The organism is Holophagales bacterium, assembly GCA_016719485.1.
In the GTDB taxonomy this organism is placed as follows: Bacteria; Acidobacteriota; Thermoanaerobaculia; order UBA5066; family UBA5066; genus UBA5066.
In genome coordinates this window covers 1-24687 of record JADJZB010000032.1, presented here as the reverse complement: position 1 = coordinate 24687, position 24687 = coordinate 1, and the positions used below count along the sequence as shown (strand labels likewise).

Genomic DNA, 24687 nt, shown 5'->3' with positions numbered 1-24687 from the left:
GGGGACGTTCCCGCGTCGACGGCCTCGCCCGACGGCTCCCTGCGCGAGCTGCGCCGCCGACGCTGGGCGTCTTCCAGTCGCCGACCTGGACCGCAAGCTGACCGTCCAGGAGAACCTCCTCGTCCCGGGGCGATCCTCGGCCTCGGCGGCCGCACGCTCGGCACCGTAGCCGGCGAGGAAGCTCCTCGCGCGGATAAGGCGTCGGCGACCGCGCGAAGGACCTCGTCGGACCTCTCCAAGGGCCTCGCGCGCCGCGTCGAGATCGCCAAGGCGCTCCTGGGCGCCCCGGAAGGTCGTCCTCCTCGACGAGCCCTCCACCGGCCTCGACCGCTCGCGCAGCGCAGCCTGCGCGCTCTCCTCGCCGAGCGGCCTGAGGCGGCACCCACCATCCTCCTCGACGCACCTCTTCGACGAAAGCCGAGGGGGGGCGCTGGCATCGTCGACCGCGGCCGCCTCGTCGCCCTCGGCGCCCCTACCTGAAGCGCGGGTCGGCGACGCTCTCGTCCTCGCCGGTCTCGGACGAGGATGCCGCGTCCTCACCCGACCGAAGTGAGCGCCTCCCTCGGCCGGAACTCGCGCAGAAGCCGGGCCGCAGTCGCCGCCGTCGGCGCGACGGTGCGCGTCGAGGCCCCGACGGCCCGCGCTCGTCCCCGTCCTGGCGGCCGCATTCCCGGGCTTCCCCTCCTTACGCTCGGCGCCCGTCCCTCGAGGACGTCTTCGTCGACCGGACCGGTCACCCGTTCGAGGAGGCCGGGGCCCGTCGACGAGGGACGACGGGAGGGTCGCGTGAGGGCCGCACCGCGCACTGGCCTGGCGAGAGGTCGTCCGCTTCCTCCGGGCCAGCGCCGAGTCCGCATCGTCGGGGCCTTCGCGCCGCCCTCGTGGCCTGGCTCCTCCTCGGCGCCGGCTTCAGCTCCTCGTTCCCAGGTCCGCGGGCAGGAGCGACGCAGCCTTCCGTGGCGTGCGGGATTTCTTTCCCGGCACCGTCGTCCCGTCGTCCTCTTCGGCGGCGATCTTCGACGATCTCCGTCATCGAGGACCGGCGCGAGGGCCCTCCAGGCCGTCGTCGTCTCTCCGGTCTCCTCCGCTCGCCGTCGCGGCCGGGAAGATCCAGGCAGCGGCACGCTCCTCGCCCTCGGCGCGCGGGGGAGGCGTGGCTTCTCCTGCTGGCGCCCGTCCTCGGGTACACGCCGTCGGCGCAGGCGCTCGTTCCCGGCGCTCTCGTCCTCGCGTTCGTGGCGCTCGCGCTCACGGGCCTCGGCCTCGCCATCGCCTGGATGCTCGAGTCGACCCAGGGCTTCCACGCGATCAAGGGAATCTCTTCCTGATCCCGATGTGGTTCCTGTCGGCTCGTTCTTCCCTGCCGAGGGGGGGCCCACCTGGCTGCGGGCCGCGATGGCGTCAATCACCTGACGGCGTTGCCGCCCTCCCGCCACGCCTCGACCCCGACGCGGCCGGCCTCCGTCGTCCGGCCTCTCCGTCGCCGTCACGTTCGCCTTCGCCCTCGGCGCCGTCCCTCGTCGCCGCCGCCATCATCAACCGGTATCCTGCCGGTCCCGACCGCGCCGCGCTCCGCACCGGAGGAAAGCCGTGAAGTCCGATGCCGCCGCTGGGCGGTCTCCCCCGCCGTCGCGCACTTCCTCGTCGTCCTTCTCCTCGCCGTGGTCGCGGCGGGCCTCTGGCTCGTGATGAGCCGCCCTCGGCGGCCCCGACCTTCCGCCTCGGCGCGGCGCCCGGTTCACTCGCCTCCGAGCAGGGCAAGACGGTGACCCGCGCCGACCTCGCAGGAAAGGTCTGGATCGCCGACTTCATCTTCACGCGGTGCGAGCTGCCTGATCCTCTCCTCGCGAATGGCCGCGCTCGCCGAGCGGACAGTCGCAGTGCCCGCAATCCGCTTCGTCTCCTTCGGCGTCGACCCCGAGTACGACACTCGGAGATCCTCGCCGAGTACGGACGCAAGCTCGGCGCCGACCCCGCACGCTGGACCTTCCGCCCCACGGCGAGCGGCCCGTCATCCGCGCCCTCATCAGGGACGGCTTCAAGCTCGCCATCGAGGACGGCGTCGCCGACAGCGTCGAGCCGATCCTCCACTCCACGCGCTTCGTCCTCGTCGACGGGAGGGGACGATCCGCGGCTACTACGACGGCATGGAGCAGCCCCGTCGACCAGCTCGAGAAGGACGTCTGCGCCCTCGCGGCGCGCTGCCGGATGAGGGTGGGCTTCGCCGACTCCCGACCGTCAACGCGATCCTGAACGGCACGGCTGCGACGCTCCTGCTCGCGGGCTTCTTCCTGATCCGCTCCGGCAGCGCGCCAGGCCCACCGGCGCGCGATGACCCTCGCGTTCGCCTGCTCGGTCCTCTTCTCGTCTCCTACCTCGTCTACCACGCCCCGGTCGGAAGCGTTCGCTTCCAGGGGACGGGCGCCGTCCGGACGCTCTATCTCTCGATCCTCCTGACGCACACGGTCCTCGCCGCCGCCGTTCCGTTCCTGGCGGTCGGCCGCTCGTCCTCGCGCGCAGGGGAGCGGTTCGGAGAGCCACCGCCGGCTCGCCGGGCGTCACCCTCCCCATCTGGCTCTACGTCCCGTCACCGGTGTCGTCATCTACCTCATGCTCTACCGCATGGGCTTCTGACGCCCTGTCCGCCGGGGCGAGCCCCCGCCGCGACGGGTTCAGCGGGGCGGAACGCCCGCGGGCTCGCGGCCGCCTCGCGACGATCCCGTCCCGTCTCGACCCCCTCGGCGAACCAGTCGACGCGCATCCTCTCGTTCACGCCGTGGATTCCCGCCGTCGTAGTAGTTCACGCGGAACGGAAGCGCCCCATATGCCTGGATGCCGCGGAAGACCCTGGTTCTCCGAAAGCCCGGGACCGAGGACGGGAGCGACGACGGCGCCCGGGACGGCCGCCAGCACGCTGCGCAGCACCTGTAGAGCCCCGTCTCCGGCGACGCGGCCTCGCCCGTGGCCGAGAGGAGCGTCGTCACCTTCACGCCCGGGTCGTCGATCACCTTCACCGCGTCGGCCAGGAACGCCTCCGGGCTCGTCGAGGGGAGCAGGCGCACGTCCACCTCGGCCCAGGCCTTCTGCGGATGGGCGGCGTTCACCGCGTCGCTGTCCGTGCCGAGGCGGGTCACCGACAGCGGTGTCGGAGAGGAGGAGCCTCTGCCACGGCGTGACCCGCCGGCGCACTCCCTCAGGGGTCGCGTGCCACGTCGGCGGCGATGCGGCGGAGCGCCGCGGCCTGGTCCGGTCAGGGCGCACGCGCGCGAGCGCGGCGGAGCTGCCGCTCGAGGACCGGCTCGAGGCGCGCACCGGCCTCGTCATCGCGGCGAGTCGCGCGGCGGCCCCGGCCACGCGCGCGGCCGGTCCCCGACGCGTCCGCGGACGCCGCGTGCCCGCCCCCGCCCGCTTCGAGACGCAGCCAGAGCGCCCCCTTCTGCTGCACCTCGATGCCGAACCACCGGCCTTGTCGACGATCGTCTCGACGTCCTCCCCTCGCCGAGGACCTCCCCGACGCCGGCGAGCCAGGCAGGCCGCTTCTCGTACACCGCGGAGACTCCGAGCCGCCCGCCCCGCTCCTCGTCCGCCGTCGCGAGGAAGACGACGTCCCGCGCGGGTGCCCTTCCGGATCGCTTCAGCGCGAGGAAGGCCTCGAGCTGGGCGATGCCGAGCCCCTTCGTGTCGAGGACGCCACGGCCGTGGAGGACGAGATCGTTGAAGACGACCGCCGCGAACGGCGGGCGCAGCCAGCCCGCGGCGCTCGCCGGCACCACGTCGATGTGATGGTGCAGCACCAGCCCCGGCGCGCTGCCCGTCCCGCGCAGCCTCGCGTACAGGTTCGCCCGGCCGGGCTCCGGCTCGAAGATCTCCGACGCGACGCCACCTCTCGCGAGGAGCTCCTTCAGGTAGAGCGCACCACGGATCTCGTTGCCGGGCGGGTTCGACGTGTCGAGGCGCACGTAGGCGCGGAGCCTCTCGACGGCCGGGGGAAACGCGCCTGCCGCGGCCGGACCCCCCGCGGCGATCAGGCCGAGACCGGAGAGGAGGAGCAGTGCTCGGGAGCGCGACACGCCCGAAGCTTATGCGATGGCAAGATCCGCGCGTGCCGACCTGGGCCGACCTCCTCGCCGAAGGGCGTTCCCTTCTTTCCTCCCCCTCGTTCGCGCCCTACGAGGCCGAGGAGCTCCTCGCCTTCGCGGCGGGGCGGCCCCGGCCTGGTTCCACGCCCGGCGGCGCGAGGAGGCGGACGCCGAGGACGCGGCGCGCTTCCTCGCCCTCGCCAAGCGCCGCGCCTCTGGAGAGCCGCTCCAGTACCTCCTGGGCGAGTGGGAGTTTCTCGGACGCACGTTCCGCGTCGACCCGCGCGCCCTCATTCCGCGCGGCGAGACCGAGGCCATCGTCGAGATGGCCCGCGCCGCCGCACCGTCGGCCCGCGCGATCCTCGACGCCGGCACAGGGAGCGGCATCCTCGCGGTGTCGATCGCCCTCGAAAGGCCAGGGGCGCGCGTCGTCGCCGTCGACCGCTCCGAGGCCGCGCTCGCCCTCGCGCGGGCGAACGCCCGCCTCCACGGCGTCTCCGGCGCGTCTCCTTCGTCGCCTCCGACTGGCTCTCGGGCCTTGCGCCACGCCCCTCGTTCGATCTCGCCGTCGCCAACCCCCCCTACGTTCCGCGCCTCGACGCGCCGCACATCGACAGGACCGTCTCCGACCACGAGCCGCACCTCGCCCTCTTCGGCGGCGACGACGGCCTCGACGCCGTCCGCGTCCTCCTCCGGGAGCTCCCCGAGAGGCTCCAGCCCGGAGCGCCGTTCCTCTTCGAGATCGGCTACGGGCAGGCCAGCGAGGTGAGCGGACTCGTCGAGGCGTCGCCCCTCTTCTCGCTCGAGGACGTGCGCCTCGACCCGGCCGGAATCCCGCGTACGGTCGTCGCCCGGCGGCGATAGCAGGGCGCCGACGGACCCCGTTCCGTCGCCGAGCCCGTACTAAACTCCGCCCGCTTTGGACGCCTTCCTCGTCTCCGGCCCCTGCCGCATCTCCGGCGAGCTCGCCGTCTCCGGCGCCAAGAACGCCGCGCTGCCCGACCTCGCCGCCGCCCTTCTCTGCGAGCGGCCCGTCTCCCTCGATCGCCTCCCCGCCGTCGCCGACATCCGGACGATGAAGAAGCTCCTCTCCGGCATGGGCGTCGCGGTGTCGGGCGAGGCGCCGGGGACCGTCACGCTCGACGCCTCCCGCATCGTCTCCACCGAGGCGCCGTACGACCTCGTCCGGACGATGCGCGCCTCCATCCTCGTCCTCGGCCCGCTCCTCGCCCGCTTCGGCGAAGCGCGCGTCTCGCTCCCGGGCGGCTGCGCCATCGGCGTCCGCCCGGTCGACCTCCACATCATGGCGTTCGAGGCGATGGGCGCGCGCATCGCGGTCGAGAAGGGATACATCCACGCGCACGTCTCGCGCGTCGGCCCCGGGCGCGGGCGGCTCACCGGTGCCACGGTCCGCTTTCCGCAGGTCACCGTCACCGGCACCGAGAACGTGATGCTGGCGGCGACCCTCGCCCGTGGCGTCACGACGATCGAGAACGCCGCCCGCGAGCCCGAGGTCGTCGACCTCGCGACGCTCCCTCGTCTCGATGGGGGCGCGCATCTCGGGTGCCGGCACGGCGACGGTCGTCGTCGAAGGGCTCGAGGCTCTCCCCGGCTCTCGTCCCGCACGCCGTCCTGGCAGACCGGATCGAGGCGGGGACCTACGCCACCGCCGCCGCGATCACAGGGGGCGACGTCACGCTCCGAGGCGCCCGCGAGGAGGATCTGCCCGCCTTCGTCGCGGCCCTTCGCGCCGCCGGCGCCGACGTCTCCGCCGGCGAATCGGGCCTTCGCGTCTCGCGCAGCGGCCCGCTCCGCCCCGTCGACGTCGAGACCGCCCCGCACCCCGGTTACCCGACCGACCTGCAGGCCCAGTGGATGGCGCTGATGACGCAGGCCGAGGGCACCTCGCGCGTCGTGGAGACGATCTTCGAGAATCGCTTCCTCCACGCCGCCGAGCTCGTCAGGCTCGGCGCCAGCGTCCGCGTCGAAGGGCACACCGCCTTCGTCACGGGCCCGACGCGCCTCGAGGGGGCCACCGTCACCGCGTCCGACCTGCGCGCCTCGGCGGCGCTCGTCCTCGCCGCGCTCGTCGCCGAGGGAGAGACCCTCGTGAGGCGCATCTACCACCTCGACCGGGGCTACGCGGCGATGGAGGAGAAGCTCTCCTCGCTCGGCGCCCGCGTCGCGCGCGTCCCGGGGTGAGCGGCATGCGGCGCGGGGTTTCGTGTGCGGCGCTCGCCGCCGCCGCGCTCCTCGCGCTCGCGCCGGCGGCCGCGCAGACGTCCGCGGCCGTTCCCCCGCCGCCTCCACACCGCCGGCGCCGCCCCCGCGCCGCGCGTCACGGCCGAGGCGCTCCGATCCCTCGAGCGCGAAGCGGCCGAGGCCGCTCGAGCCGAGGACTGGCCCGACGTCCTCGCGCACCTCTCACAGCTCTACCGCCTCTCCCCCGCCCGCTACGCCGACGGCCGCTTCGACTTCCTCACGGCGCGCGCCCTCGCCGGGCTCGGCCGACTCGACGAGGCCATCGTGCGGTTCGAGCGCTACGTCGCGACGGGAGACATCTTCGACGTCCCGGCGCGCCTGGCCGCCGCGCGATTCCGTTTCCAGAAGGGAGACGGCCTCGGCGCCCTCGAGCTCCTCTTCCCGCTCCTCCAGCGGAAGGAGGGGGCCGTCGCCCGGCGCGCCCTGCGCACCGCCCTCGACGCCCTCGAGACCCGCTTCGACCCGGTCGCCCTTTCGCGACTCGTGGCCGCGCAGCCGCAGACGCCGGCCCGCGAGCGCCGCCGTCTCCAGGCGCTCCGGGCCGAAGGGCTCGAGCGCGAAGGGGCCGCCGCGGAGGCCACGGCGCTGCGCCTCTCCCTCCTCGCCGAAGGGCGGCGCGACGACGCCGCGGCGACGCTCCTCGCCCGGGAGCTCAAGGGAAGGGAGCCGAAGGACCTTCCCGACGCCGTCCTGCGCCTCCTCGTCGACACGGCGCGTTCCCAGCGCGACCTCGAGCTCGCCGAGCGGCTCGCTGCCGAGCGCGAGCGGCGCGCCCTCGCCGGTCGCGACGCCGCCGAGACCGCGACCGCCCGCTTCGAGCTCGCCCGCCTGCGCGGCTCCCGCGGCCGATTCGCCGAGGCCGCGAAGGGGCACGAGACGCTCCTCGCCGCGCTGCCGAAGACGTTCCGCGCCCCGCGCGACAAGAAGGACGACGGCTACGGGACGGCCTCCTTCGCCGGCCGCGTCCGCTTCAACCTCGGCGCGATGAAGGAGAAGCTCGGCGACCTCGACGGCGCCGTCGCCGAGTTCCGCCGCGTCGAGGACGGCAAGGCCGGGCCCGCCGGCCTCGCCGTTCTCCAGCGGGCGCGCCTCGAGATCCGGCGCGGCCAGCTCGACCGCGCCGAGGAGCTCCTCCTCCGGCCGAAGATCGCGGCGGAGGCCGGCCGTATCGAGGCGCTCCTCCTCCTCGTCGAGCGGCGCGCGCAGGCGGGCGACGGCGCAGGGGCCGCCCGGGCCCTGGCGCCGGTCGAGGCGCTCGCGAAGGCGCGCCGCCTCGAGGAGCCCTGGGCTTCGGAGATCGCCTTCTGGAGGGGCCTCGTCGCTCACACGCGGCGGCTCCCCGAGGCCGCGCTCGCCAGCTGGGCGTCGGTCCTCGCGTCGGTCCCGGGCTCTTTCGCCGCCGAGCAGGCCGCCGCCCGCATCGCCACGCTCCCCGCCGGCGTCCGCGAGAAGTTCGTGAAGGCCTCGCGCAGCGAGGGCGAGAAGCTCCTCTCGTCGGGGAACTCCCGCGCGGCCCGCGAGCGCCTCCTCCCCGCGGCGATGCTCGGCGACGCCGCCGCCCTCGCGTCCCTCAGGCTCGCCTACTCGCGCCTTCCTGGCTACGCGGAGATCCTCCTCGCCCCCGAGCTCCCCGACGAGACTCTTCCCGACCTCTGCGGCGACGCCGCCGCCTGCCGGCTCCTCCAGCTCGGCCTCGCCCAGGACGCCGAGCCGATCGTCCGCGACGCGCGCCGGCTCGACACCCTCCTCGGCTGCCTCGTCGCCGCGCGTCTCGCCGAGGACGCCGACGCGGGCCCCGCGGCGCTCGAGGCCGCCGACGCCCTCTCCCGAAAAGTCCCGCGCGACTTCCTCCTCGACCTCGCCCCGCGCACCGTCCGCCGCGGCCTCGCCCCCCGCCCCTTCGACCGTCTGGTCGCGCAGACGGCGGCCGAGCTGGGCGTCCCGAGGGACCTCCTGTACGCCGTCATGCGCCAGGAGAGCCGGTTCGACCGCGAGGCGGCCTCTCCCGCGGCCGCGCGAGGCCTCATGCAGCTCACTCTCCCCGCCGCGGGCGAGGCGGCGCGCGAGCTGAACGAGGAGCCCCCCGCCTACGCCGAGCTGTACGACCCGGCGCGTTCGATCCGCCTCGGGGCGCAGACGCTCCGCTCGCTCCTCGACCGCTTCGGCAACGATGCCGCTCTCGCCGCCTCTGGCTACAACGCCGGCGCCGGCCAGACCGTCCTCTGGAGCGGCGGGAGCGACCGGCCGGCCGAGGCGCTCCTGGCGGCGATCAGCTACACCGAGACACGCACCTACGTGCGGCGCGTCCTGGCGAACCGCCGGGCCTACCGGCTCGCGCTGCCCGCCGAGGAGTCGATCGGCGGCCGCCGGTAGACGAGGATCCGGGTCTTCTCGCGAAGACCCTTCGTCCACCTCTCCACCTCCTCGTTGAGGAGGCGTTCGCGCTGGAGCTCGCGGACCTGGTCCTGCACCTCGGCGAACGGAGGGAGCGTCTCGACGCCCCGCGCGGCGGCCTCCGTACGGAACGGCCCGTCGTAGAAGGCCCGCATCCCCTCGTCCGTCACCTTCACCGTCGGCAGGAGCCTCTCGCGGGCGTAGCTCTCCAGGGCGATCCCGCGCCGGATCCAGTCGCGCACCTCGTCGCGGCTCGTCCGCGCCCGCTCCAGCACGCGGTCGAACGGCTCGCCCGCCCCCGCCTCGTAGCGGGCCGCCACCACGTCGAGCTTCGCGTTCACCTCCGCCGGGTCGGGCTCGAGGCCCGTGAGGAGGCGCAGCTCCTTCTCGCGCAGCAGCTCGACGACCCGCAGGTCCAGAAGCCGGTCGCGGTAGGCGAGCTCGGCCTCCCCTTCCCGCCGCGGCAGAAAGCCGATCGCCGCCAGGCGCGAGATCTCACCCTCCAGGACGACCTCCGTGCCGACGACCGCCGCGATCCGGTCGAGCGTCACCGCCGGCCCGGTCGTCGGCGGCGGAGGATTCTCTGCCGCGGCGGCCCCGCCCGAAACGAGAGCGAGCAGAAGGGCGGCGGCGAAGATCCCCATCGGCGCGATCGTACGACGCCCTGCCGGCGCGCGGCGGGCTTGGCCATCGGTTCCCGCTGGTAGCATCCGGGAGTGACCTCCTCCGCTGGCGCCCCCGGGCGCCTCCTCGTCGTCGCCACTCCCATCGGCAACCTCGAAGACCTCTCCCCCCGGGCTCTCGCGGCCCTGCGCGACGCGAGCCTCGTCCTCTGCGAGGACACCCGCCGCACCGGCAACCTCTTCGCCAGGTACGGCGTCACGACGCCGCGGGTCTCCTGCCACGAGCACAACGAGTTCCGCCGGATTCCCGAGATGCTCGAACGCCTCGCGGCGGGCGAGACGCTCGCGCTCGTCTCCGACGCCGGCACGCCGGGCGTCTCCGACCCGGGACGCCTCCTCGCCGCGGCCGTCGCCGAGGCCGGGTACCGCGTCGAGCCGATCGCGGGGCCCTCGGCCGTCGCCGCGATCCTCTCCGTCTCGGGCTTTCCCGCGATTCCTTTTTCCTTTCTCGGTTTCCCGCCCTCGCGCCACGGCGAGCGATCCCGCTGGTACGCCCGCTTCGCCGCGCGCGACGAGACCCGCATCCTCTTCGAGTCTCCCTATCGCGTCATCGCCTCCCTCGAGGAGATGGGCCGCGCCTGGGGCGACCCGCAGGTCTGCCTCGGGCGCGAGATGACGAAGCTCCACGAGGAGATCCTGCGCGGCACGGCGTCCGCCGTTGCGGCGATCCTCGCGAAGCGCCCCGGCATCAAGGGCGAGATCGCCGTCGCCGCCGCGCCGTCGGCCGCAGCGGTGCCCACCGGCCCGTCGGAGCTGCCGGAGGGCGGTCCCGACGGGGAGCCCGTCGACGACGACTCCGCCACCGGCGAATGAGCGACCCCGCCGTCCGCGTCCGCGACCTCGTCAAGACGTTCGAGGTCACACGGAAGTCGCCCGGCCTCGCCGGCGCGCTCAAGGGGCTCTTCCGCGCGGAGACGACGACCCTCACCGCCGTCGACCGCGTCTCCTTCGACCTCGACCGCGGCGAGATGGTCGGCTACATCGGCCCGAACGGCGCGGGAAAGTCGACGACCATCAAGATGCTCACCGGAATCCTGACGCCGACGTCCGGCGAGGTCTCCGCCCTCGGCTTCGTCCCGTGGCGCGACCGCCGCGCCTACACGAAGTCGATCGGCGTCGTCTTCGGCCAGCGGACCCAGCTCTGGTGGGACATCGCGGTCGTCGAGAGCTTCCGGCTCCTGCGCGAGATCTACGGCGTCTCCGAGGCCGACTACGCCAGGAGGATGAAGGTCTTCGACGACCTCCTCGACGTCGGCCGCCTCCTCCCGCAGCCGGTCCGCAAGCTCTCCCTCGGCGAGCGGATGCGCTGCGACCTCGCCGCCTCGCTCCTCCACGAGCCGACGCTCCTCTTCCTCGACGAGCCGACCATCGGCCTCGACGTCGTCGCCAAGGCCAACGTCCGATCGTTCCTCAAGGAAGCGAACAAGCGCCTCGCCACGACCGTCATCCTCACCACGCACGACCTCGACGACATCGAGGAGCTGTGCGAGCGCGTCGTCCTCATCGACCACGGGCAGGTCCTCTGGGACGGCAGCCTGCGAGGCCTGCGCGACCGGCACCTCCCCGAGGCGCGCATCCGCTTCGACCTGAACCCGATCCCGGCGGGCGACCCGGCCGAGCTCGCCGTCGGCCCGTGGCGCGCGGCGCGCGTCTCGCAGGGCCGGTACCAGATCGTCGTCGACAAGCGCGAGGTCTCCACCGCCGACGTCCTCCGGGAGGTCGTCCGCGACCTCCCCGTCCTCGACCTCGCGGTCGGCGAGCCCGACATCGAGGAGGTCGTCGCCCGCATCTACCGCGAGAACGCCGCACTCCGCAAGCCCGCCGAGGACGCCCTGGCCGAGGGCGGCGCTCCCGGCGTCGTCGCCCATCGCGGCGTCCGCCGGGGCTGAGGCGGCGGACAGAGAGATGTCCGAGACGACCGCCCTCGCCTTCGCGCGGCCCGCCCTCGCCTTCGCGCGGCCCTACCTCGCCTTCGCGCGCACCTCGTTCCTGAACCTCCTCGCCTACCGTGCGCGCTATTTCGTCGGCATCCTGACGTATTTCTTCAACGCCACCGTCTGGTACTACATCTGGCGCGCCCTCTTCCACGAGAAGGGCGACGGCGCCACGCTCGGCGGCTTCACCTTCCCGCAGATGCTCACCTACGTCACGACGGGGTGGGCCCTGCGCAGCTTCTACTTCAACGAGGTCGACCGCGAGATCGCGAGCCAGGTCCGCGAGGGGCGGCTCGCGATGACGCTCATCAAGCCCGTCGACATCCAGGCCATGACGCTCTCGCAGGCGCTGGGCGAGAGCGCCTTCCGCCTCGTCCTCTTCACGGTCCCCATCGGCGTCCTCCTCGGCCTCGTCTACCCGGTCCTTCCGCCGGCGAGCCCGGCGGCCTTCGGCCTCTTCCTTCTCTCCGGGCTCCTCTCGGCCCTCCTCGTCGGCGCCATCAACTTCTGCGTCGGCCTCGTCGCCATCCGCACCACGTCGATCCTCGGCGTCCTGCGCGCCAAGTACCTCGTCCTCGAGCTCCTCTCCGGCCTCCTCGTCCCCGTGGCGTTCTTCCCCGAGCCGGCGAGGAAGGTCCTCGTCTGGCTCCCCTTCCTCCACATGAACGACACGCCCGGGCGCATCTGGCTCGGCCTCGCCACCGGCGCCGACGCGGCGCGCGCTCTCGCCCTCCAGGCCGGGTGGACCCTCCTTCTCCTCTTCCTCGGCCGCTTGCTCTGGAACGCGACCGCGCGGCGCATCGAGGTCCAGGGGGGCTGAGCGTGAAGAGCCTCCGATTCCACGGGCGCCTCTTCGCGCTCTACTTCGCGCAGTACGTGAAGGCGCGCCTCGCCTACCGGGCCGACTTCGCGACGGCGGTCCTCGCCTCGTTCCTCGGGACGGCCGCGTCGTTCTCGGTCGTCCTCCTCCTCTTCTCGCGCTTCGACCACCTCGCCGGCTGGAGCTTCCCCGAGATCGTCTTCCTCTACGGCTTCTCGCTCCTGCCGTACGGCCTCTTCTCGGTCCTCTCCCTCAACCTCTACGAGTTCGCCGACCGCTACCTCGTGGAGGGGCGCTTCGACCGCATCCTCCTGCGCCCCGTCTCCCCGCTCTTCCAGATCTACTTCGAGAGCTTCCGCCTCGAGTCGCTCCAGGAGGTCGTCACCGGAACGGTCGCCATCGCGTGGGCCGTCTCACGGCTCCCCGACCTCTCGCCGCTGGGCCTGGCGCTGCTGCCGCTCTGGGCCGTTTTCGGAGCCGTCATCTACCTTTCGGTCTTCGGCATCCTCACCGCCTCCAGCTTCTGGATCGAGGACCGTGTCGGCCTCGCGCCGCCGGTCTTCAACCTCATGGCCTTCGGCCGCTACCCCATCACGATCTACGACCTGAAGGTCAAGGTCCTTCTCTCCACCGTCATTCCCTTCGCCTTCGCGTCGTTCTACCCGACCACCCTCGCCCTGAAGCGCGCCGACTTCACCCCGTTCTTCTGGGCCGTGCCGGCCGTGGCGATCCTCTTCGCCTTCCTCAACCGCGCCCTCTGGCGCAGGGGCATCGCGAGGTACGGCTCGACGGGCAGCTGAACCGTCGCTGCTCCCGCCCCACGGGGAGAGGGGTGGCCGATAGTCGGCCTCGGTATCATTCCTGCCGTGGACCTCCTCGACGGATTCGACTCGCGGCAGTTTCGCCGCCGCTGGGCCGCCATGAACGCCGTAACCCGACGGGAGGCGAAGGCCCTTTCTCCGGAGGAGCGCCTCGTTCAGCTCGGAGCACTCCACCTGTTCCTTCGCTCTACCGCAGGTGCCGGAGAGAGAGCTCGGAAGGCGGGCGACAAACGAGTTCGGGATCGATGGAACCGTTTGCGGCAGGTCCTCGGTGGCGGGGCCTGACACCCTCCAGCCTCTGGCATCGGCCATCCTCGACCTGGAGGAGTGGCTTTCAGGCGTCCGCGTGCCACACCTTTTTATTGGCGGAGTCGCCGTGGCCTTTCTCGCACGGCCGCGCACCACGAACGACGTCGACGGTATCGTCCTCGTGCCGGACGACGGATTCGCCGACTTCCTGAGGTCGGCGACAAAGCACGGATTCCCATCCAGGCACTCAGACGCGGCCACGTTCGCCAGGTCGAACCGGATCTTCCTCCTTCGGCATGCCAGCTCCGGAGTCGACGTCGACCTTTCCGCCGGTTCCCTGGGCTTCGAGCAGGAGATCGTCCAAAAGGCCCGCAGGGTGGTCGCCTTCGGTCGGAGCCTGCCGATTCCGAGAGCTGCAGACCTCGTGATCCTCAAGGCGATTGCAGCACGGCCACAGGACTACGCAGACATCGCTGCCGTGCTGGAGCAAAACCCCCGGCTCGACAAGAAGCGGGTTCTCCGTCTCGTCTCCCTCTTTGCCGAGCTTCTCGAGGCCCCTGAGCTGGTCACAGGCATCGAAAGCCTGTTCCGCGGAAAGGGGATCAGATCTCGATTTCCTGCTCCAGCCTCTGGCTATAGTAGAAAATGAAGACCTGACCCCTCGGATCTCGCGTCCCCCGCACCTCGCCCCGTCTTCATCTCGAGCCCGCGCGCTGAAGGCGCGCGCTCCGCGAAGGGAGGTGGGCGGGGGGCGAGGGGTGGGTTCACAGGGTGCGCTTGCCGTATTCCTTGTCGAGGTAGAGGACCGCGCCGGGACGGTCGGCGACCATCCGGATCTTGTCGACGATCTCGGTGACGCGCGCCTCTTCCTCGACCTGCTCCGTCACGAACCACTGCAGGAAGACCTGCGTCGCGGTGTCGCCCTCGGCGGCGGCGAGGTGGTAGAGCTTGTGGATGCGGGCCGTGACGTCCTTCTCGTGCGCGAGCGTCTTCTCGAACGTCTCGAGAGCCGTGCCGAAGGAGGTGGCGGGCGCCTTGGCGTCTTTCCAGCCGATCGACGCGCCGCGGGCGAGCATGTAGTCGACGAACTTCGTCGCGTGCGCCATCTCCTCCTGGAACTGGACGCGCATCCACCGTCCGAAGCCCTTGTAGGCCTTCGATTCGAAGTCGGCGGACATGGCGAGGTAGAGGTACGCGGCGCCGATCTCGGCCGACACGTGCTCGTCGAGGGCAGCTTTGAGTTTCTCGGGAATCATCGGTGCCTCCTTCAGGTTGCCGAGCGGTCTTCGAGCGCGACGCCGGCGTCGGTGGCGAGCATCGACACGAGCGACGGCCACGACACGTCGGGCTGCTCGACGAACGCGTTGAGGAAGACCGCCACGTCCCGCGCACCGTTGGCGGCCACCAGGTCGGCGACCGCCTTCTTCAGCAGCAGCTCCGGCGGCTCGGCCACGGGCCCTTCGGCCGTGAGGCTCGGCCCCTCGTGCGGGAGGTCGAGAGCGGCGAGGAACGCCTCGATCATCTCGCCCCTCGCGGCGACCAGGCCGGACGAGAGGACGAAGAGGGCGAGCTCCTCCGCGCGCTTGTCGCGAAGCGTCTTCCTCACGTAACCCTTGCGGACGTCCTCCTGGAAACGCTCGAAGCGGTTCAGGGGGACGCGCTGGAGCGAGAGGACGCTCCCGGCGATCTTGTCGGGGATCTCGTCGTCCTCGCAGGCGACCAGGACGATGGCGTCGATTTCGGAGTTCGAAAGGCGGCGGAAAATCTCGTAAGGCTTCATCGTTGCAGGGACGGAGGATAGCGCGAAGTCATCCTTCCCGGCCGACCGAACGGAAATGAGTGAGAATGGGCGGCTTGATAGTCCTCCACGGAAACCCCCTTCCCCCGACAGGCCCGCTCCCCGGAGCCGGGTTCTTCCTGTGGGGTGAAGGGTCCTACGCCGCTGCGCGCCTGCGGCCGGAACACCCGCGCTACCTCGACCCCGCCGCCCTCGAGAGCACTCTCAAGACGGCGGGCCTCGCCGTCGCGGCCGGCGGGCACGTCCGCCCCGGGCGCCTCGTCCTCACGCTTCCCACGCTCCGGTCGCGCCCCGTCCCGTCCCATCCCGCGCTGCGCGAGGACGAGGACTACGCGGGCGGCGAAACCGTCCTGAAGGCATTCGAGGTCGAGGGGCTCTTCCTGCCCCCCGGGCGCGCCTTCGACGCCCTCACCGTCATGGGGGAGTCTCCCGAGCGTCCCGGCCTCCTCCTCGGCGACGACATCGACTACTGGGTCGCCGTCGCCGCGTGGGTCCTCGACCTCCTCCAGCGGCGCCGGATCGTCCCGGCCATCGAGGACGGGCACGCCCGCTGGCGCCCGGTCTTCAACGACCCCCACGAGAAGGACCGCGCCGACCTCTTCGCCCAGGCGATGCCCCCCTCGAGCCGCGCCATCGGCTGGCCGGGCGGCTCGGCCGAAGGCCTCTACCCCACCTCGGCCTTCCTCCTCAGGACCGTCGTCGACGACATGGCCGACGCCGCCGCGCGCGAGCTCCTCCTCGAGGGGATCCCCGACGTGAGGCGCCGCGCCGGCACCGGCCCCGAGTGGCTCGCCCTCTCTCTCCTCGCCGCCCGCCGCGACGGCCGGGAAGACGAGCTCGTCGCCGAGGCCGTCCCCGCCGAGGTCGCCGACCGCTTCAGCGCCTGGAGCATCCCGCTTCTCGAGGCCCTTCCCGAGGGCGACCTGCGTCTCGGCGTGAGGCTTCATCCTCCCGATCCGGCGTCGGAAGAGTCCCCGTCCTGGCGCCTCGGCTACCACCTCGAGGCCGCGGACGACCCGAGCCTCAAGCTCTACGCCGAGGAGATCTGGCACGAGACCACCTCGAGCCTGAGGCGCCTCGGGCGACGCTTCGTCAACCCCCAGGAGACCCTGCTCGCACGCCTGGGAGGCGTCGCTTCGCTCAGCGAGCCGATCCGCCGGAGCCTCGAGGAGCGTCACCCCGAAGGCGCCACGCTCTCGCTCGAAGACGCGTGGCGCTTCCTCGCCACCGACGCGCCCCTGCTGAAGGAGGCGGGCGTCCAGCTCCTCCTTCCCGCCGAGGGTCGCACCACGAAGCCGTCGCTGCGCCTCAACGCGGCCGAGAGCCGCTGGAAGAGCGGCGTCGCCGTCACCCGGTTCGGCCTCGGCACGCTCGTCGACTTCGACTGGCGCGTCGCCGTCGGCGACCAGCTCCTCTCGCCCGACGAGTTCGAGCAGCTCGCCACCCGCAAGGTGCCGCTCGTCGAGGTGCGGGGCGAGTGGGTCCTCCTCGACCCGCAGGGCGTCGCCCGCACGCTCGCCCTCTTCGAGAAGAAGCCTTCGGGCCGGACGACCCTCGCCGACTTCCTGCGCATGGCCAGCGGCCTCGACGAGGAAGACGCCGAGGCCCTCGGGGTCGACGGCATCACCGCCGACGGCTGGCTCGCCGAGCTCCTCCAGTCCGACGCCGCGCAGGACGCGCCCTTCGTCGCGCCGAAGGCGCTCCTCGGCCGTCTCCGCCCCTACCAGGAGAAGGGCGTCTCCTGGCTCCGATTCCTCCTGTCGCGCGGGCTCGGCACCTGCCTCGCCGACGACATGGGTCTCGGCAAGACGATCCAGCTCCTCGCCACCCTGCTGACGGCGCGCGAGGCGGGCGAGTCCATCCGCCCGTCGCTCCTGGTCTGCCCCACGTCCGTCGTCGAGAACTGGATCCAGGAGGCCGCGCGGTTCGCGCCGTCGCTCACGGTCGCCGTCCACCACGGACCCGAGCGGGCCCAGGGGGACGACTTCCAGGAGCTCCTGAAGAAGACCGACCTCCTCGTCACCACCTACTCCCTCGCCCACCGCGACCGGGCGATCCTCACCGAGGTGTCGTGGGAGTACCTCGCCCTCGACGAGGCGCAGAACATCAAGAACCCCGGCACCGCCCAGTCGCGCGCCGTGCGCGCCCTGCGCTCCACGCGCCGCGCGGCCCTCACCGGCACGCCGCTCGAGAACCGTCTCTCCGAGCTGAAGGCCATCCTCGACTTCCTCAACCCCGGCCTCCTCGGCTCCGACGAGGCGTTCCGCCGCGCCTTCTCCATCCCCATCGAGCGGCACCACGACCCCGTCGCCCGCGAGCGCCTCCGGCGCCTCACGGCCCCCTTCCTCCTCCGGCGGACGAAGACCGACCCGACCATCGCGCCCGACCTCCCCGACAAGATCGAGACCAAGGAGTGGGTCGGCCTCTCGCGCGAGCAGGCCACGCTCTACCGCGCCACGACGAAGGCCCTCCTCGAGGGCATCGGCAAGGCGCAGGGGCAGAGCCGCCGCGCGAAAGTCCTTCTTCTGCTGCTGCGCCTCAAGCAGATCTGCAACCACCCGGCGCTCTTCCTCGGCGACGGCTCCCGGCTCGACGGGCGCTCCTCCAAGCTCACCCGCCTCCTGGCCATGCTCGAGGAGACCGAGGCCGAGAGCCGCCCGGCCCTCCTCTTCACGCAGTTCAGCGAGATGGGCCACCTCCTCGTCCGCGCCCTGCGCGACAAGTTCGACAAGGAGGTCCTCTTCCTGCACGGCGGCGTGCCGCGCCTGGCGCGCGTCGAGATGGTCCGCCGCTTCCAGGAAGACGAGGACCCGCCCCTCTTCTTCGTCCTCTCCCTCAAGGCCGGCGGGGCCGGCCTCAACCTCACCCGCGCCTCGCACGTCTTCCACGTCGACCGCTGGTGGAATCCCGCGGTCGAGGACCAGGCCACGGACCGTGCCTTCCGCATCGGCCAGACGCGGCACGTCCAGGTCCACAAGTTCGTCTGCCGGGGCACGCTCGAAGAACGGATCGACGGAATGATCGACGAGAAGAAGGAACTGGCCCGCTCCATCATCGGCGCGGGCGAGAGCTGGATCACCGAGCTCTCCAACGAAGAGCTGGCCGACCTCGTCGCCCTGGGCCGCGAGGCCGTCGAATCCGGGGACGGAGCCTGACGTGATCGCCGCCAGGAAACGTCTCGTCGACGTCCCCTCCGCCCCCGTGCCCGCCGCCGGCTGGGGCGAGCGCTGGCTCGCCGCCGCTTCCGGCGCCGGCCGCGCCCGCATCGAGAAGGGCCGCGCTCTCGTCGCCGAAGGCGCCATCACCGCGCTCGACGTCAGGCCGGGCGTCGTCGACGCCGAGGTGCGCGACCGCGGCCGCTCGCTCCTCTCCCTGCGCCTGCGCGTGCGTCCCCTCAACGAGCGCGTCTTCGAGAGCGCCCTGAAGTCCTTCGCCGAGCGCGCCCGGACCGCCGCCGAGCTTCTCTCCGGCTCCCTTCCCGAGGAGGCCGACGACGTCTTCGCCGCGGCCGGCGGGGCGCTCCTCCCGGTCTCCTCCAGCGACGTCTCCGTCACCTGCCCGTGCGGCGACGGCCTCGCCTGCCGCCACGCCGCCGCCGTCCACGTCGCCCTGGCCGAGCGCTTCGACCGCGACCCGTTCCTCCTCCTCCTCCTTCGCGGAAAGGGACGGGACGAGATCCTCGCCCGCCTGCGCGAGGCCCGCGCCAGGCGCGCGCTTCCGGCCGCTGCCGCCGCGCCGAAACGGGCGGTGGCCGCCGTGGCCATCCCGCTCGAGCCGCTCCCGGAGGTCCGCCCCGAGTCCTTCTTCCGGCCGCTCGTCCCTCTCTCGACGCTCAAGACGCGGTTCGTCCCGCCCGAGCATCCCGAGGCGCTCCTGACCCGCCTCGGCCCGCCGCCCCTTCAGGACGACGACGCCGCGCGCCTCCTCGTCGACATGCACCGCGCCATCGGGCGCTCCGCAGCCGACCGCCTCACCGAGGCCGAGTGGCGCCGCGTCAGCCCGCGGGGGCGGGCGTCGGGGGAGTAGAAGGCGCGTCCTTCCTCCACCCCGGAGCGAGGAGGACGAGGAGACCCGCCGCGATGCAGAGGGCTCCGCTGGCGATCCACGGCGTCACGCCCGAGGTCACCAGCGTCGCGCCGCCGCGCAGGACGGTGACCCCGACGGCCGTGAAGACGTAGGCCCACGGGTCGTCCTTCAGGAAGAGCGCCACGCCCAGCGCCAGCGCCACGGCCGGCAGAGCGCCGGAGACGAGCGGCACCGCGATCTCGCCGAACGTCCGCGCGTCCAGGGGCGCCCAGCAGCCCAGCGCGACGAGGCCGAGGACGACCTGCGTGCGCCGCAACGACGCGAGCTCGCGGGCCAGGAGCGAGGCGAGGGCCGCGCCGCCCGCGACGAGGAGCGCCAGCTCGGTGGCCGAGGCGAGGACCGACGCGGCCGGCAGCCATCCGTCGACCCCGGGAGGGAAGCCGAAGCCACCCACGCCCGCCTCCGACGGGAACGCCGCTTCCAGGCTCGCCTTCAGGGCCCGCGCCGCGAAGACGAGCAGTGCCGTCGCCCCCGCGGCCCGCAGCGCCCGGACGCGCCCGTCGGGCATCGGGCGCCGCAGGAGGCCCAGCGCGTGCGGCGCCGCCGCCGTCACGAGCCCCACCGCGACGAACGCCAGCGCGTAGGAGAGGAGGAGCCCCGCCGCAACGCCGATCGCCGCCGTCACGGCGTACGCCGCCAGGGGCATGTCGGCCGGCCACGACCGGAGCAGCGTCGGTACGTTCGAGACACGTTCGAGAAGCGCCGGCACCGAGAGGAGGAGCGCCCAGCGGGCCGCCGCGCGCCACCGCATCTTCCCGGCCCGGTGCGCCCGCATCAGCGCGACGAGGCCGAGCCCGATCACCGTCCCGAACCCCGCCACCTTCACGGCCAGTGCCGCGTACGTCGCCGTCGTGCTCCGCCCCTCTGCGCGCGCCCACTCCTCCGGCAGCTTCAACGCCGTCGCCACCAGGGAAGGCGTCGCTCCGGCGACCGAGACCGTCACGCGCTGCCGGGCCTCGCCGGCGGCCTGCGACGGCACCTCGAAGACGATCCGGTGGTCGCGGCGGGCCTTGCGCTCCTCCGCGTTCGAGGAGACCACGGTGAGCGCCGCCGGGTCGATGCCCCGGCTCCGCGCCGCTTCGCGCGCCTTCCCGAGCGCTTCCGCCTGCGAGAGGGACGCCCCGGCCTCCTCCTCCGGAAATCCCCGCGAGAAGCCCGTCACGCGGCCGTCCCGCGCGTCCACCACGACCCACCACCGGTGCCGGTCCCGCTCGCGCGCGAACCGCACCTGCCAGACCGGCCCGGGCAGCACCGTCGTCGCCCACGTCTGCAGCGCCGCCATCCCGCCGTGCCCCAGCAGCCAGCGCTCGGCGTTGCGTTCCCAGCGGTAAGGGATCAGCCCGGCCCCCGTCTCTCCCGCGTCCTCCAGCGACGGCAGCGCCGAGCCGCTCTCGGCCACCGTCACGTAGCGGGCGGGGTCGTCCCCCTGCCCCTTCACGAACGCGCGCGCCGCCTCGAGGGCGTCCGCGCGCGAGACCCGCACGTCCGCATCCAGAGCGCCCCGCGGCAGGACCGTCCTCACGAGGAGGAGCACCGCCACCGACACCGCCGCCGCCGCCGCGACGTGCGTCACCGAGAGGGGCTTCGGCGCGACGATCGCCGGCGCCTCGCTGCTCGCCCCCGGCCACGGCGGCGGCGCCGAGCCCACGTCGCCGTTCGTCAGCCCCGCCTCGGCCCTGAACCCGCCCCGCTTCCACGCCAGCGCGCCCGCCACCACGAGCGGCAGCAGCAGGACGCCGGCGGACAGCGCGCCCGATACCGCGAAGTACGTGTTCGTCGAGCGCACCAGGATCAGCGACGTGTAGACCGCGTCCACCGTGAAGTGCCACACGAGGAGCGGGAAGAGGTCGAGCTTCAGCATCACGACGCCGATGACCACCCCCGCGAGCCCCACCTCCACGCCGCGAATCCAGAACGGCTGGTTCGGGTAGCCCGCGTGGGCGAATCCCCAGATCAGCGCCGGAACACCCACGGCCACCCACGCGGGCGAGAAGCGGCGGAGGAACGGGATCGAGAACATCCGCGACGAGAACTCTTCCGTCGTCGCCGGCACGAACCCCATCAGCAGCACGCCCAGCCACGGCAGGCTCGTCCCGAGGAGGTTCGAGTAGGGGACGTCCGCCGGCGACCAGGCCCCGAGCCGGTCCGCCGCGAGGTAAAAGAGCACCTGGTAGGCGAAGAACCCCGCCGTCAGCGCGTACCCCGCCAGCAGCCCCAGGAAGACCCGCTTCGTCCCGAACGCGCGCCGCGAGAAGACGCGCCCGAGCGCCGGCTTGTCGGGGTACGCCTCGCGGTACTCCGGCTCGCCGCCCGCCACGAGGAGGAGCAGCAGGAGGCCCAGCATGCAGGCGTTCCCGAAGTCCGCGAGGAGCGCCTGCGACAGGAAGCTCGCCCAGCTCTCCGTCGTGTCGTACGAGAAGAGCGAGATGGGCAGCTCGTTCATCGACGCGGCCATCTGCAGCGCCGTCCCGGTCAAACCGAACGCCAGCGCCCAGCGCCACTTCACGTCGCGCCGCCGCAGCCGGTCGAAGAACGCCACCACGAGCGCGATCGCCGTCAGCACCAGCCCGAACGTCGCCACCGCGCCCGCCGCGCGGTTCTTCGAGCGCAGCGTCGCGTACCCCTGCCGCCACGCCTCGGGCACGTCGAGCCACAGCGACGAGCGCCCCACCTGGTCGCCCTGCACCTCCACGAGGTACCGGATCGCCGCCCCGTTCCATCGCAGCGTCCGCGACTCCCACACGAACGTCCGGTCGACGCGCGCGGGCCGCTTCTCCTCCGTCGTCTCCACGAACCGCAGCCCGGCCGGGTCGAGCCCGCGGTGCGCGCGGAGCGTCTCCTCGGCCAGCGCCCGCGCCCTCCCGGGCCCCGGGTCGGCGGCCGCCGCCTTCTCCGGCAGGATCCGGCGGAATGCCAGCAGGTCGCCTCCCGGCGAGACGAACGCCCGCAGCTCGCCCTTCTCCAGCGGCTTCACGAACCGGAACGACCAGCGCCACACCGGCACCTCGCGCCCCAGCAGCGGCACCGCCTTCGAGACCCCCAGCTCGCGCTCGAGGAAGACCTTCGCCTCGTCGTCGAAGTCGAAGATCCCCAGAGCCGTCCGCCCCGCCACGTCGAATCCCCGCGCGGCGAGCGCCGTCTCCGCCACCCGCCGCGCCTCCTCCCGCGTCACGCGAAAGTCGATCGACGCCTCCGGAAACGCCCGCGAGAACAGCGTCGCCCCGATCGCCGTCCCCACGACGATCACCGCCACGCACACCGCCACCAGCCGCCGGTCGCCCCGCGAGAACCGCTCTAAATGTGAATGGGGTCTGGTCTGCACTCTACACTCTACGCGCGGGGGTCTCGCTGGGGGTCTGGTCTACGCTCTACACTCTACGTTCCGTAGAGTGTAGAGCGTAGACCAGACCCCCATCTCTGAAGAAGCTCCACGGCCTTCCGGCCGGCGTTCTCGACATCCGTCTCGGCGGCACCCTGCCGGGCACAGGCCTCGCAGACCTCGGCGAAAGGTCTGCCGGAGAAGAGCCGCCGCACCGGAACCACGTCGTCCGCAGGCAGCGCCTCGTGGCGCACGTCGTCCTCCGCATCGCGCCAGACGACGAGCATCTGCCCTCGAGGGGCCTCCGCCGGCTCCGCGGCGCCGCCGTCCCACCACGCGGCCAGGTCCCAGCGCGACTCCACCAACGCCGTTCCTGGCAGCGCCTCGAAGCGCAGGTCGGGCCACGCCTCGGGTGGCACCGCCGCGAGCGTCTCGAGGTGCAGGGGCTCCGCGTCCTCGGCCTGGAACGCCTCGTTGCGCGCCCATTCGAGCGCCGCGACGTCGGCGAGCCACGGTCGCTCCCCGCCGTACGCGTGGTCGCGCAGGTACCCGGGCAGCGACTCACCCGCCCACCGCAGCGACCACCGCGTGGGCGGATGCGCGAGCAGGTAGTCCGTCACGAGGTTGTGCCAGCGCGCCTCCCCGAGCGCCGCCGCCGTCCGTTCGAAATCCTCCGCGAGGACGTCGCGCAACCGGAAGAAGTACATGTTCGCGTAGGCGTCGAGCCGCTCTTCGGCCGGCATCCGCGCATCGCTCGCGAACACCTCCGCCACGGCCGCCCGGTCGGCTTCCCTACCATCCAGCGTCGTCGTCACCCCCGCGGGCGCCGTGACCAGACCGAACAGCAGCTCCTGCACCCCGAAGGGCAGAGGAGCCGTTCGTTTTCCGTTGAGGCGGAAAACGGAACCGACTCCCTTCTCTGCCTGCTTTGACGGAATACGGAACCGACCCTTTGGCTCTGTCTGCGCGACGGTGGCGGCCTTGTCGCGCTCGGCGCGGACGACCGCCAGGTCGGGAATGTGGTCGTCCCACTCCACCAGCGACGAGACCTCGCCGAAGAGGCCCACCGCCTTCCCCGGTAGAGGTCCCACACCTCCGGCCGCACCGGGTGGTCGTGCGTGTCGACGAGGAGCGGCCCCATCTCCGACGGCCCCGCCAGGTGGAACTGCCACACGCTTTCGGGCGGGATCGCCGCCAGGTACGCGCGCGGGTCGAAGCCGTGGTTCGTCGCGCTCACGAAGACGTTGTTCACGTCGAGAAGCAGCCCGCAGCCGCTCCGCCGCGCCACCTCCGCCACGAACTCCCACTCCGGCATCGTCGAGCCGCGATACCTCACGTAGCTCGAAACGTTCGAGCACGAGGACCGCCTGAGCCGCTCCTGCACGTGCGCCACCCGCGACACCACGTTCGCGAGCGACTCCTCCGCGTACGGCAGCGGCAGCAGGTCGTGCGACGTACGCCCGGCCGCCCCGTCCAGCAGAGATGGTCCGACACCCACGCCGGCTCCATCTCCGCGTCCAGCCCCTTCTTCAGCGTCGAGATACCCCTCGTCGACCGGGTCCGTCCTGCCGATGCCGAGCGGACACCCCGTGCAGCGTCATCGGGTAGCGTTGCGGACGGCGCGGAGGATCCTTCTCGCGCCCGCCTAACGCCATGTAGTTCTCGCTGATCGCCTCGAGCCAGTCGCCCGCAGGCTCACCTGCGAGGATCGCGGCGTAGGCTCGCGCCGCAGGCCGAGACCGTGCCTGAGGAAAGGGCGCGCGTCGCCGGCTTCGGAGTTTCGCGTTCGCCGCCTTCAGGTCCTCGCACTCCTTCCTCGGAGGCGACCATCACCCAGCCCTTGCCCTTGCATCGCGCGTTCTTAGTGTGGCACGTGTGCGCGCCGGCCACGCCGTACTCGCTTTGCCCTTGCAGGCGTTCCCGCCCATGCACTTGACCGTCTTCTCTCTTCGGCCTTCGGGGTCTCCCCATCGGCTTCTTCTCGTCGGCCGAAACGTAGTTCGCCGCCGAGAACACTCCGCCGCCGCGATCGCCGCCACCGCACCGAACATTTGCCTGCGATTCATCCTTGGAACTCCTCCGGCCCCGCGCGGTGTCTCCCCGCCGAGCCTTGTCCTGAGACAAAAGCCAGATCCTAGGCTGGGATGAGGGGGACGTGCGATGATTCCGGCGACGGGGCGTTCCCGGCGCCACGGTTACCCGGAGCCGCGGGGAGCGCGAGGATGAGGCCGAGGAGCAGATT

At 72.6% G+C, this 24687-nt stretch carries 17 protein-coding genes and 2 pseudogenes; 12 read left to right on the top strand and 7 right to left on the bottom strand.

Going from position 1 to position 24687, the window contains the following annotated elements; all coding sequences use genetic code 11:
* The first annotated feature begins 956 nt into the window (after positions 1-956).
* Together IPN03_24080 and IPN03_24075 are read left to right on the top strand one after the other, a co-directional pair.
* Positions 957-1328, top strand: coding sequence for a hypothetical protein (locus IPN03_24080; GenBank protein ID MBK9376707.1), 372 nt, complete (start codon positions 957-959; stop codon positions 1326-1328).
* Between the two features lie 819 nt (positions 1329-2147).
* On the top strand, positions 2148-3176 hold the full coding sequence (locus IPN03_24075; protein MBK9376706.1) for a DUF420 domain-containing protein: 1029 nt from the start codon (positions 2148-2150) through the stop codon (positions 3174-3176).
* Between the two features lie 144 nt (positions 3177-3320).
* On the opposite strand, the gene IPN03_24070 is transcribed toward IPN03_24075, so the two are convergent.
* Positions 3321-4070 (bottom strand): M20/M25/M40 family metallo-hydrolase, encoded by a 750-nt coding sequence (locus tag IPN03_24070; protein MBK9376705.1) that lies wholly within the window; start codon positions 4068-4070, stop codon positions 3321-3323.
* A gap of 16 nt (positions 4071-4086) precedes the next feature.
* Between IPN03_24070 and IPN03_24065 the strand changes: the two genes are divergently transcribed.
* The 3 genes and pseudogenes from IPN03_24065 (at position 4087) to IPN03_24055 (ending at position 8714) form a co-directional block, all read left to right on the top strand.
* Positions 4087-4848 (top strand): methyltransferase domain-containing protein, encoded by a 762-nt coding sequence (locus IPN03_24065; GenBank protein MBK9376704.1) that lies wholly within the window; start codon positions 4087-4089, stop codon positions 4846-4848.
* Positions 4849-4998: 150 nt separating this feature from the next.
* A pseudogene (gene murA, locus IPN03_24060) lies at positions 4999-6281 on the top strand (UDP-N-acetylglucosamine 1-carboxyvinyltransferase).
* Positions 6282-6305: 24 nt separating this feature from the next.
* Positions 6306-8714 carry a lytic transglycosylase domain-containing protein gene (locus tag IPN03_24055; protein MBK9376703.1) on the top strand — a complete coding sequence of 803 codons (2409 nt, stop codon included), beginning with the start codon at positions 6306-6308 and terminating at the stop codon, positions 8712-8714.
* Here IPN03_24055 and IPN03_24050 read toward each other — a convergent pair.
* Positions 8666-9379 (bottom strand): hypothetical protein, encoded by a 714-nt coding sequence (locus IPN03_24050; GenBank protein MBK9376702.1) that lies wholly within the window; start codon positions 9377-9379, stop codon positions 8666-8668. The two genes, IPN03_24055 and IPN03_24050, sit on opposite strands and share 49 nt — an antisense overlap.
* Before the next feature lie 72 nt (positions 9380-9451).
* Here IPN03_24050 and rsmI point away from each other — a divergent pair, with 72 nt between their 5' ends.
* The 5 genes from rsmI to IPN03_24025 all read left to right on the top strand — a co-directional run bounded on the left by rsmI (position 9452) and on the right by IPN03_24025 (position 13891).
* On the top strand, positions 9452-10231 hold the full coding sequence (rsmI, locus tag IPN03_24045) for a 16S rRNA (cytidine(1402)-2'-O)-methyltransferase (protein MBK9376701.1): 780 nt from the start codon (positions 9452-9454) through the stop codon (positions 10229-10231).
* Entirely contained in the window at positions 10228-11307 is a 1080-nt protein-coding gene (locus IPN03_24040; GenBank protein ID MBK9376700.1) for an ATP-binding cassette domain-containing protein, read from the top strand. The genes rsmI and IPN03_24040 overlap by 4 nt, the downstream gene beginning before the upstream one ends.
* 16 nt (positions 11308-11323) lie before the next feature.
* Positions 11324-12172, top strand: a complete 849-nt coding sequence (locus IPN03_24035; GenBank protein MBK9376699.1) for an ABC-2 family transporter protein — start codon at positions 11324-11326, stop codon at positions 12170-12172.
* Between the two features lie 2 nt (positions 12173-12174).
* Positions 12175-12972: an ABC-2 family transporter protein gene (locus tag IPN03_24030; GenBank protein MBK9376698.1), complete on the top strand. Its 798-nt coding sequence runs from the start codon at positions 12175-12177 to the stop codon at positions 12970-12972.
* Positions 12973-13189: 217 nt separating this feature from the next.
* The gene (locus tag IPN03_24025; protein MBK9376697.1) at positions 13190-13891 is read left to right on the top strand and encodes a hypothetical protein; all 702 of its coding nucleotides are present in this window, start codon (positions 13190-13192) and stop codon (positions 13889-13891) included.
* A gap of 115 nt (positions 13892-14006) precedes the next feature.
* On the opposite strand, the gene IPN03_24020 is transcribed toward IPN03_24025, so the two are convergent.
* Both IPN03_24020 and IPN03_24015 read right to left on the bottom strand, forming a co-directional pair.
* Positions 14007-14498 carry a ferritin gene (locus IPN03_24020; GenBank protein ID MBK9376696.1) on the bottom strand — a complete coding sequence of 164 codons (492 nt, stop codon included), beginning with the start codon at positions 14496-14498 and terminating at the stop codon, positions 14007-14009.
* 11 nt (positions 14499-14509) lie between these two features.
* Complete coding sequence (locus IPN03_24015) at positions 14510-15022, bottom strand: hypothetical protein (protein MBK9376695.1); 513 nt, start codon at positions 15020-15022, stop codon at positions 14510-14512.
* Positions 15023-15087: 65 nt separating this feature from the next.
* Here IPN03_24015 and IPN03_24010 point away from each other — a divergent pair, with 65 nt between their 5' ends.
* Complete coding sequence (locus IPN03_24010) at positions 15088-18195, top strand: DEAD/DEAH box helicase (GenBank protein ID MBK9376694.1); 3108 nt, start codon at positions 15088-15090, stop codon at positions 18193-18195.
* Between the two features lies 1 nt (position 18196).
* Positions 18197-19066, top strand: coding sequence for a hypothetical protein (locus tag IPN03_24005; GenBank protein MBK9376693.1), 870 nt, complete (start codon positions 18197-18199; stop codon positions 19064-19066).
* Here the strand turns inward: IPN03_24005 and IPN03_24000 are convergent.
* The 3 genes and pseudogenes from IPN03_24000 to IPN03_23990 all read right to left on the bottom strand — a co-directional run bounded on the left by IPN03_24000 (position 19035) and on the right by IPN03_23990 (position 24244).
* Entirely contained in the window at positions 19035-22379 is a 3345-nt protein-coding gene (locus IPN03_24000; protein ID MBK9376692.1) for a CPBP family intramembrane metalloprotease, read from the bottom strand. The genes IPN03_24005 and IPN03_24000 overlap by 32 nt on opposite strands.
* A gap of 122 nt (positions 22380-22501) precedes the next feature.
* Positions 22502-23188, bottom strand: a complete 687-nt coding sequence (locus IPN03_23995) for a putative DNA-binding domain-containing protein (GenBank protein MBK9376691.1) — start codon at positions 23186-23188, stop codon at positions 22502-22504.
* A 255-nt stretch (positions 23189-23443) separates the two neighbouring features.
* A pseudogene (locus IPN03_23990) lies at positions 23444-24244 on the bottom strand (DUF692 domain-containing protein).
* Between the last annotated feature and the right edge of the window lie 443 nt (positions 24245-24687).

Coding starts and splice junctions, on each gene's coding strand:
- IPN03_24075 (MBK9376706.1), top strand. CDS start 2,148: ATGGAGCAGCCCCGTCGACCAGCTCGAGAAGGACGTCTGCGCCCTCGC.
- IPN03_24065 (MBK9376704.1), top strand. CDS start 4,087: ATGGCAAGATCCGCGCGTGCCGACCTGGGCCGACCTCCTCGCCGAAGG.
- IPN03_24050 (MBK9376702.1), bottom strand. CDS start 9,379: ATGGGGATCTTCGCCGCCGCCCTTCTGCTCGCTCTCGTTTCGGGCGGG.
- IPN03_24040 (MBK9376700.1), top strand. CDS start 10,228: ATGAGCGACCCCGCCGTCCGCGTCCGCGACCTCGTCAAGACGTTCGAG.
- IPN03_24035 (MBK9376699.1), top strand. CDS start 11,324: ATGTCCGAGACGACCGCCCTCGCCTTCGCGCGGCCCGCCCTCGCCTTC.
- IPN03_24020 (MBK9376696.1), bottom strand. CDS start 14,498: ATGATTCCCGAGAAACTCAAAGCTGCCCTCGACGAGCACGTGTCGGCC.
- IPN03_24015 (MBK9376695.1), bottom strand. CDS start 15,022: ATGAAGCCTTACGAGATTTTCCGCCGCCTTTCGAACTCCGAAATCGAC.
- IPN03_24010 (MBK9376694.1), top strand. CDS start 15,088: ATGGGCGGCTTGATAGTCCTCCACGGAAACCCCCTTCCCCCGACAGGC.
- IPN03_23995 (MBK9376691.1), bottom strand. CDS start 23,188: ATGCCGGCCGAAGAGCGGCTCGACGCCTACGCGAACATGTACTTCTTC.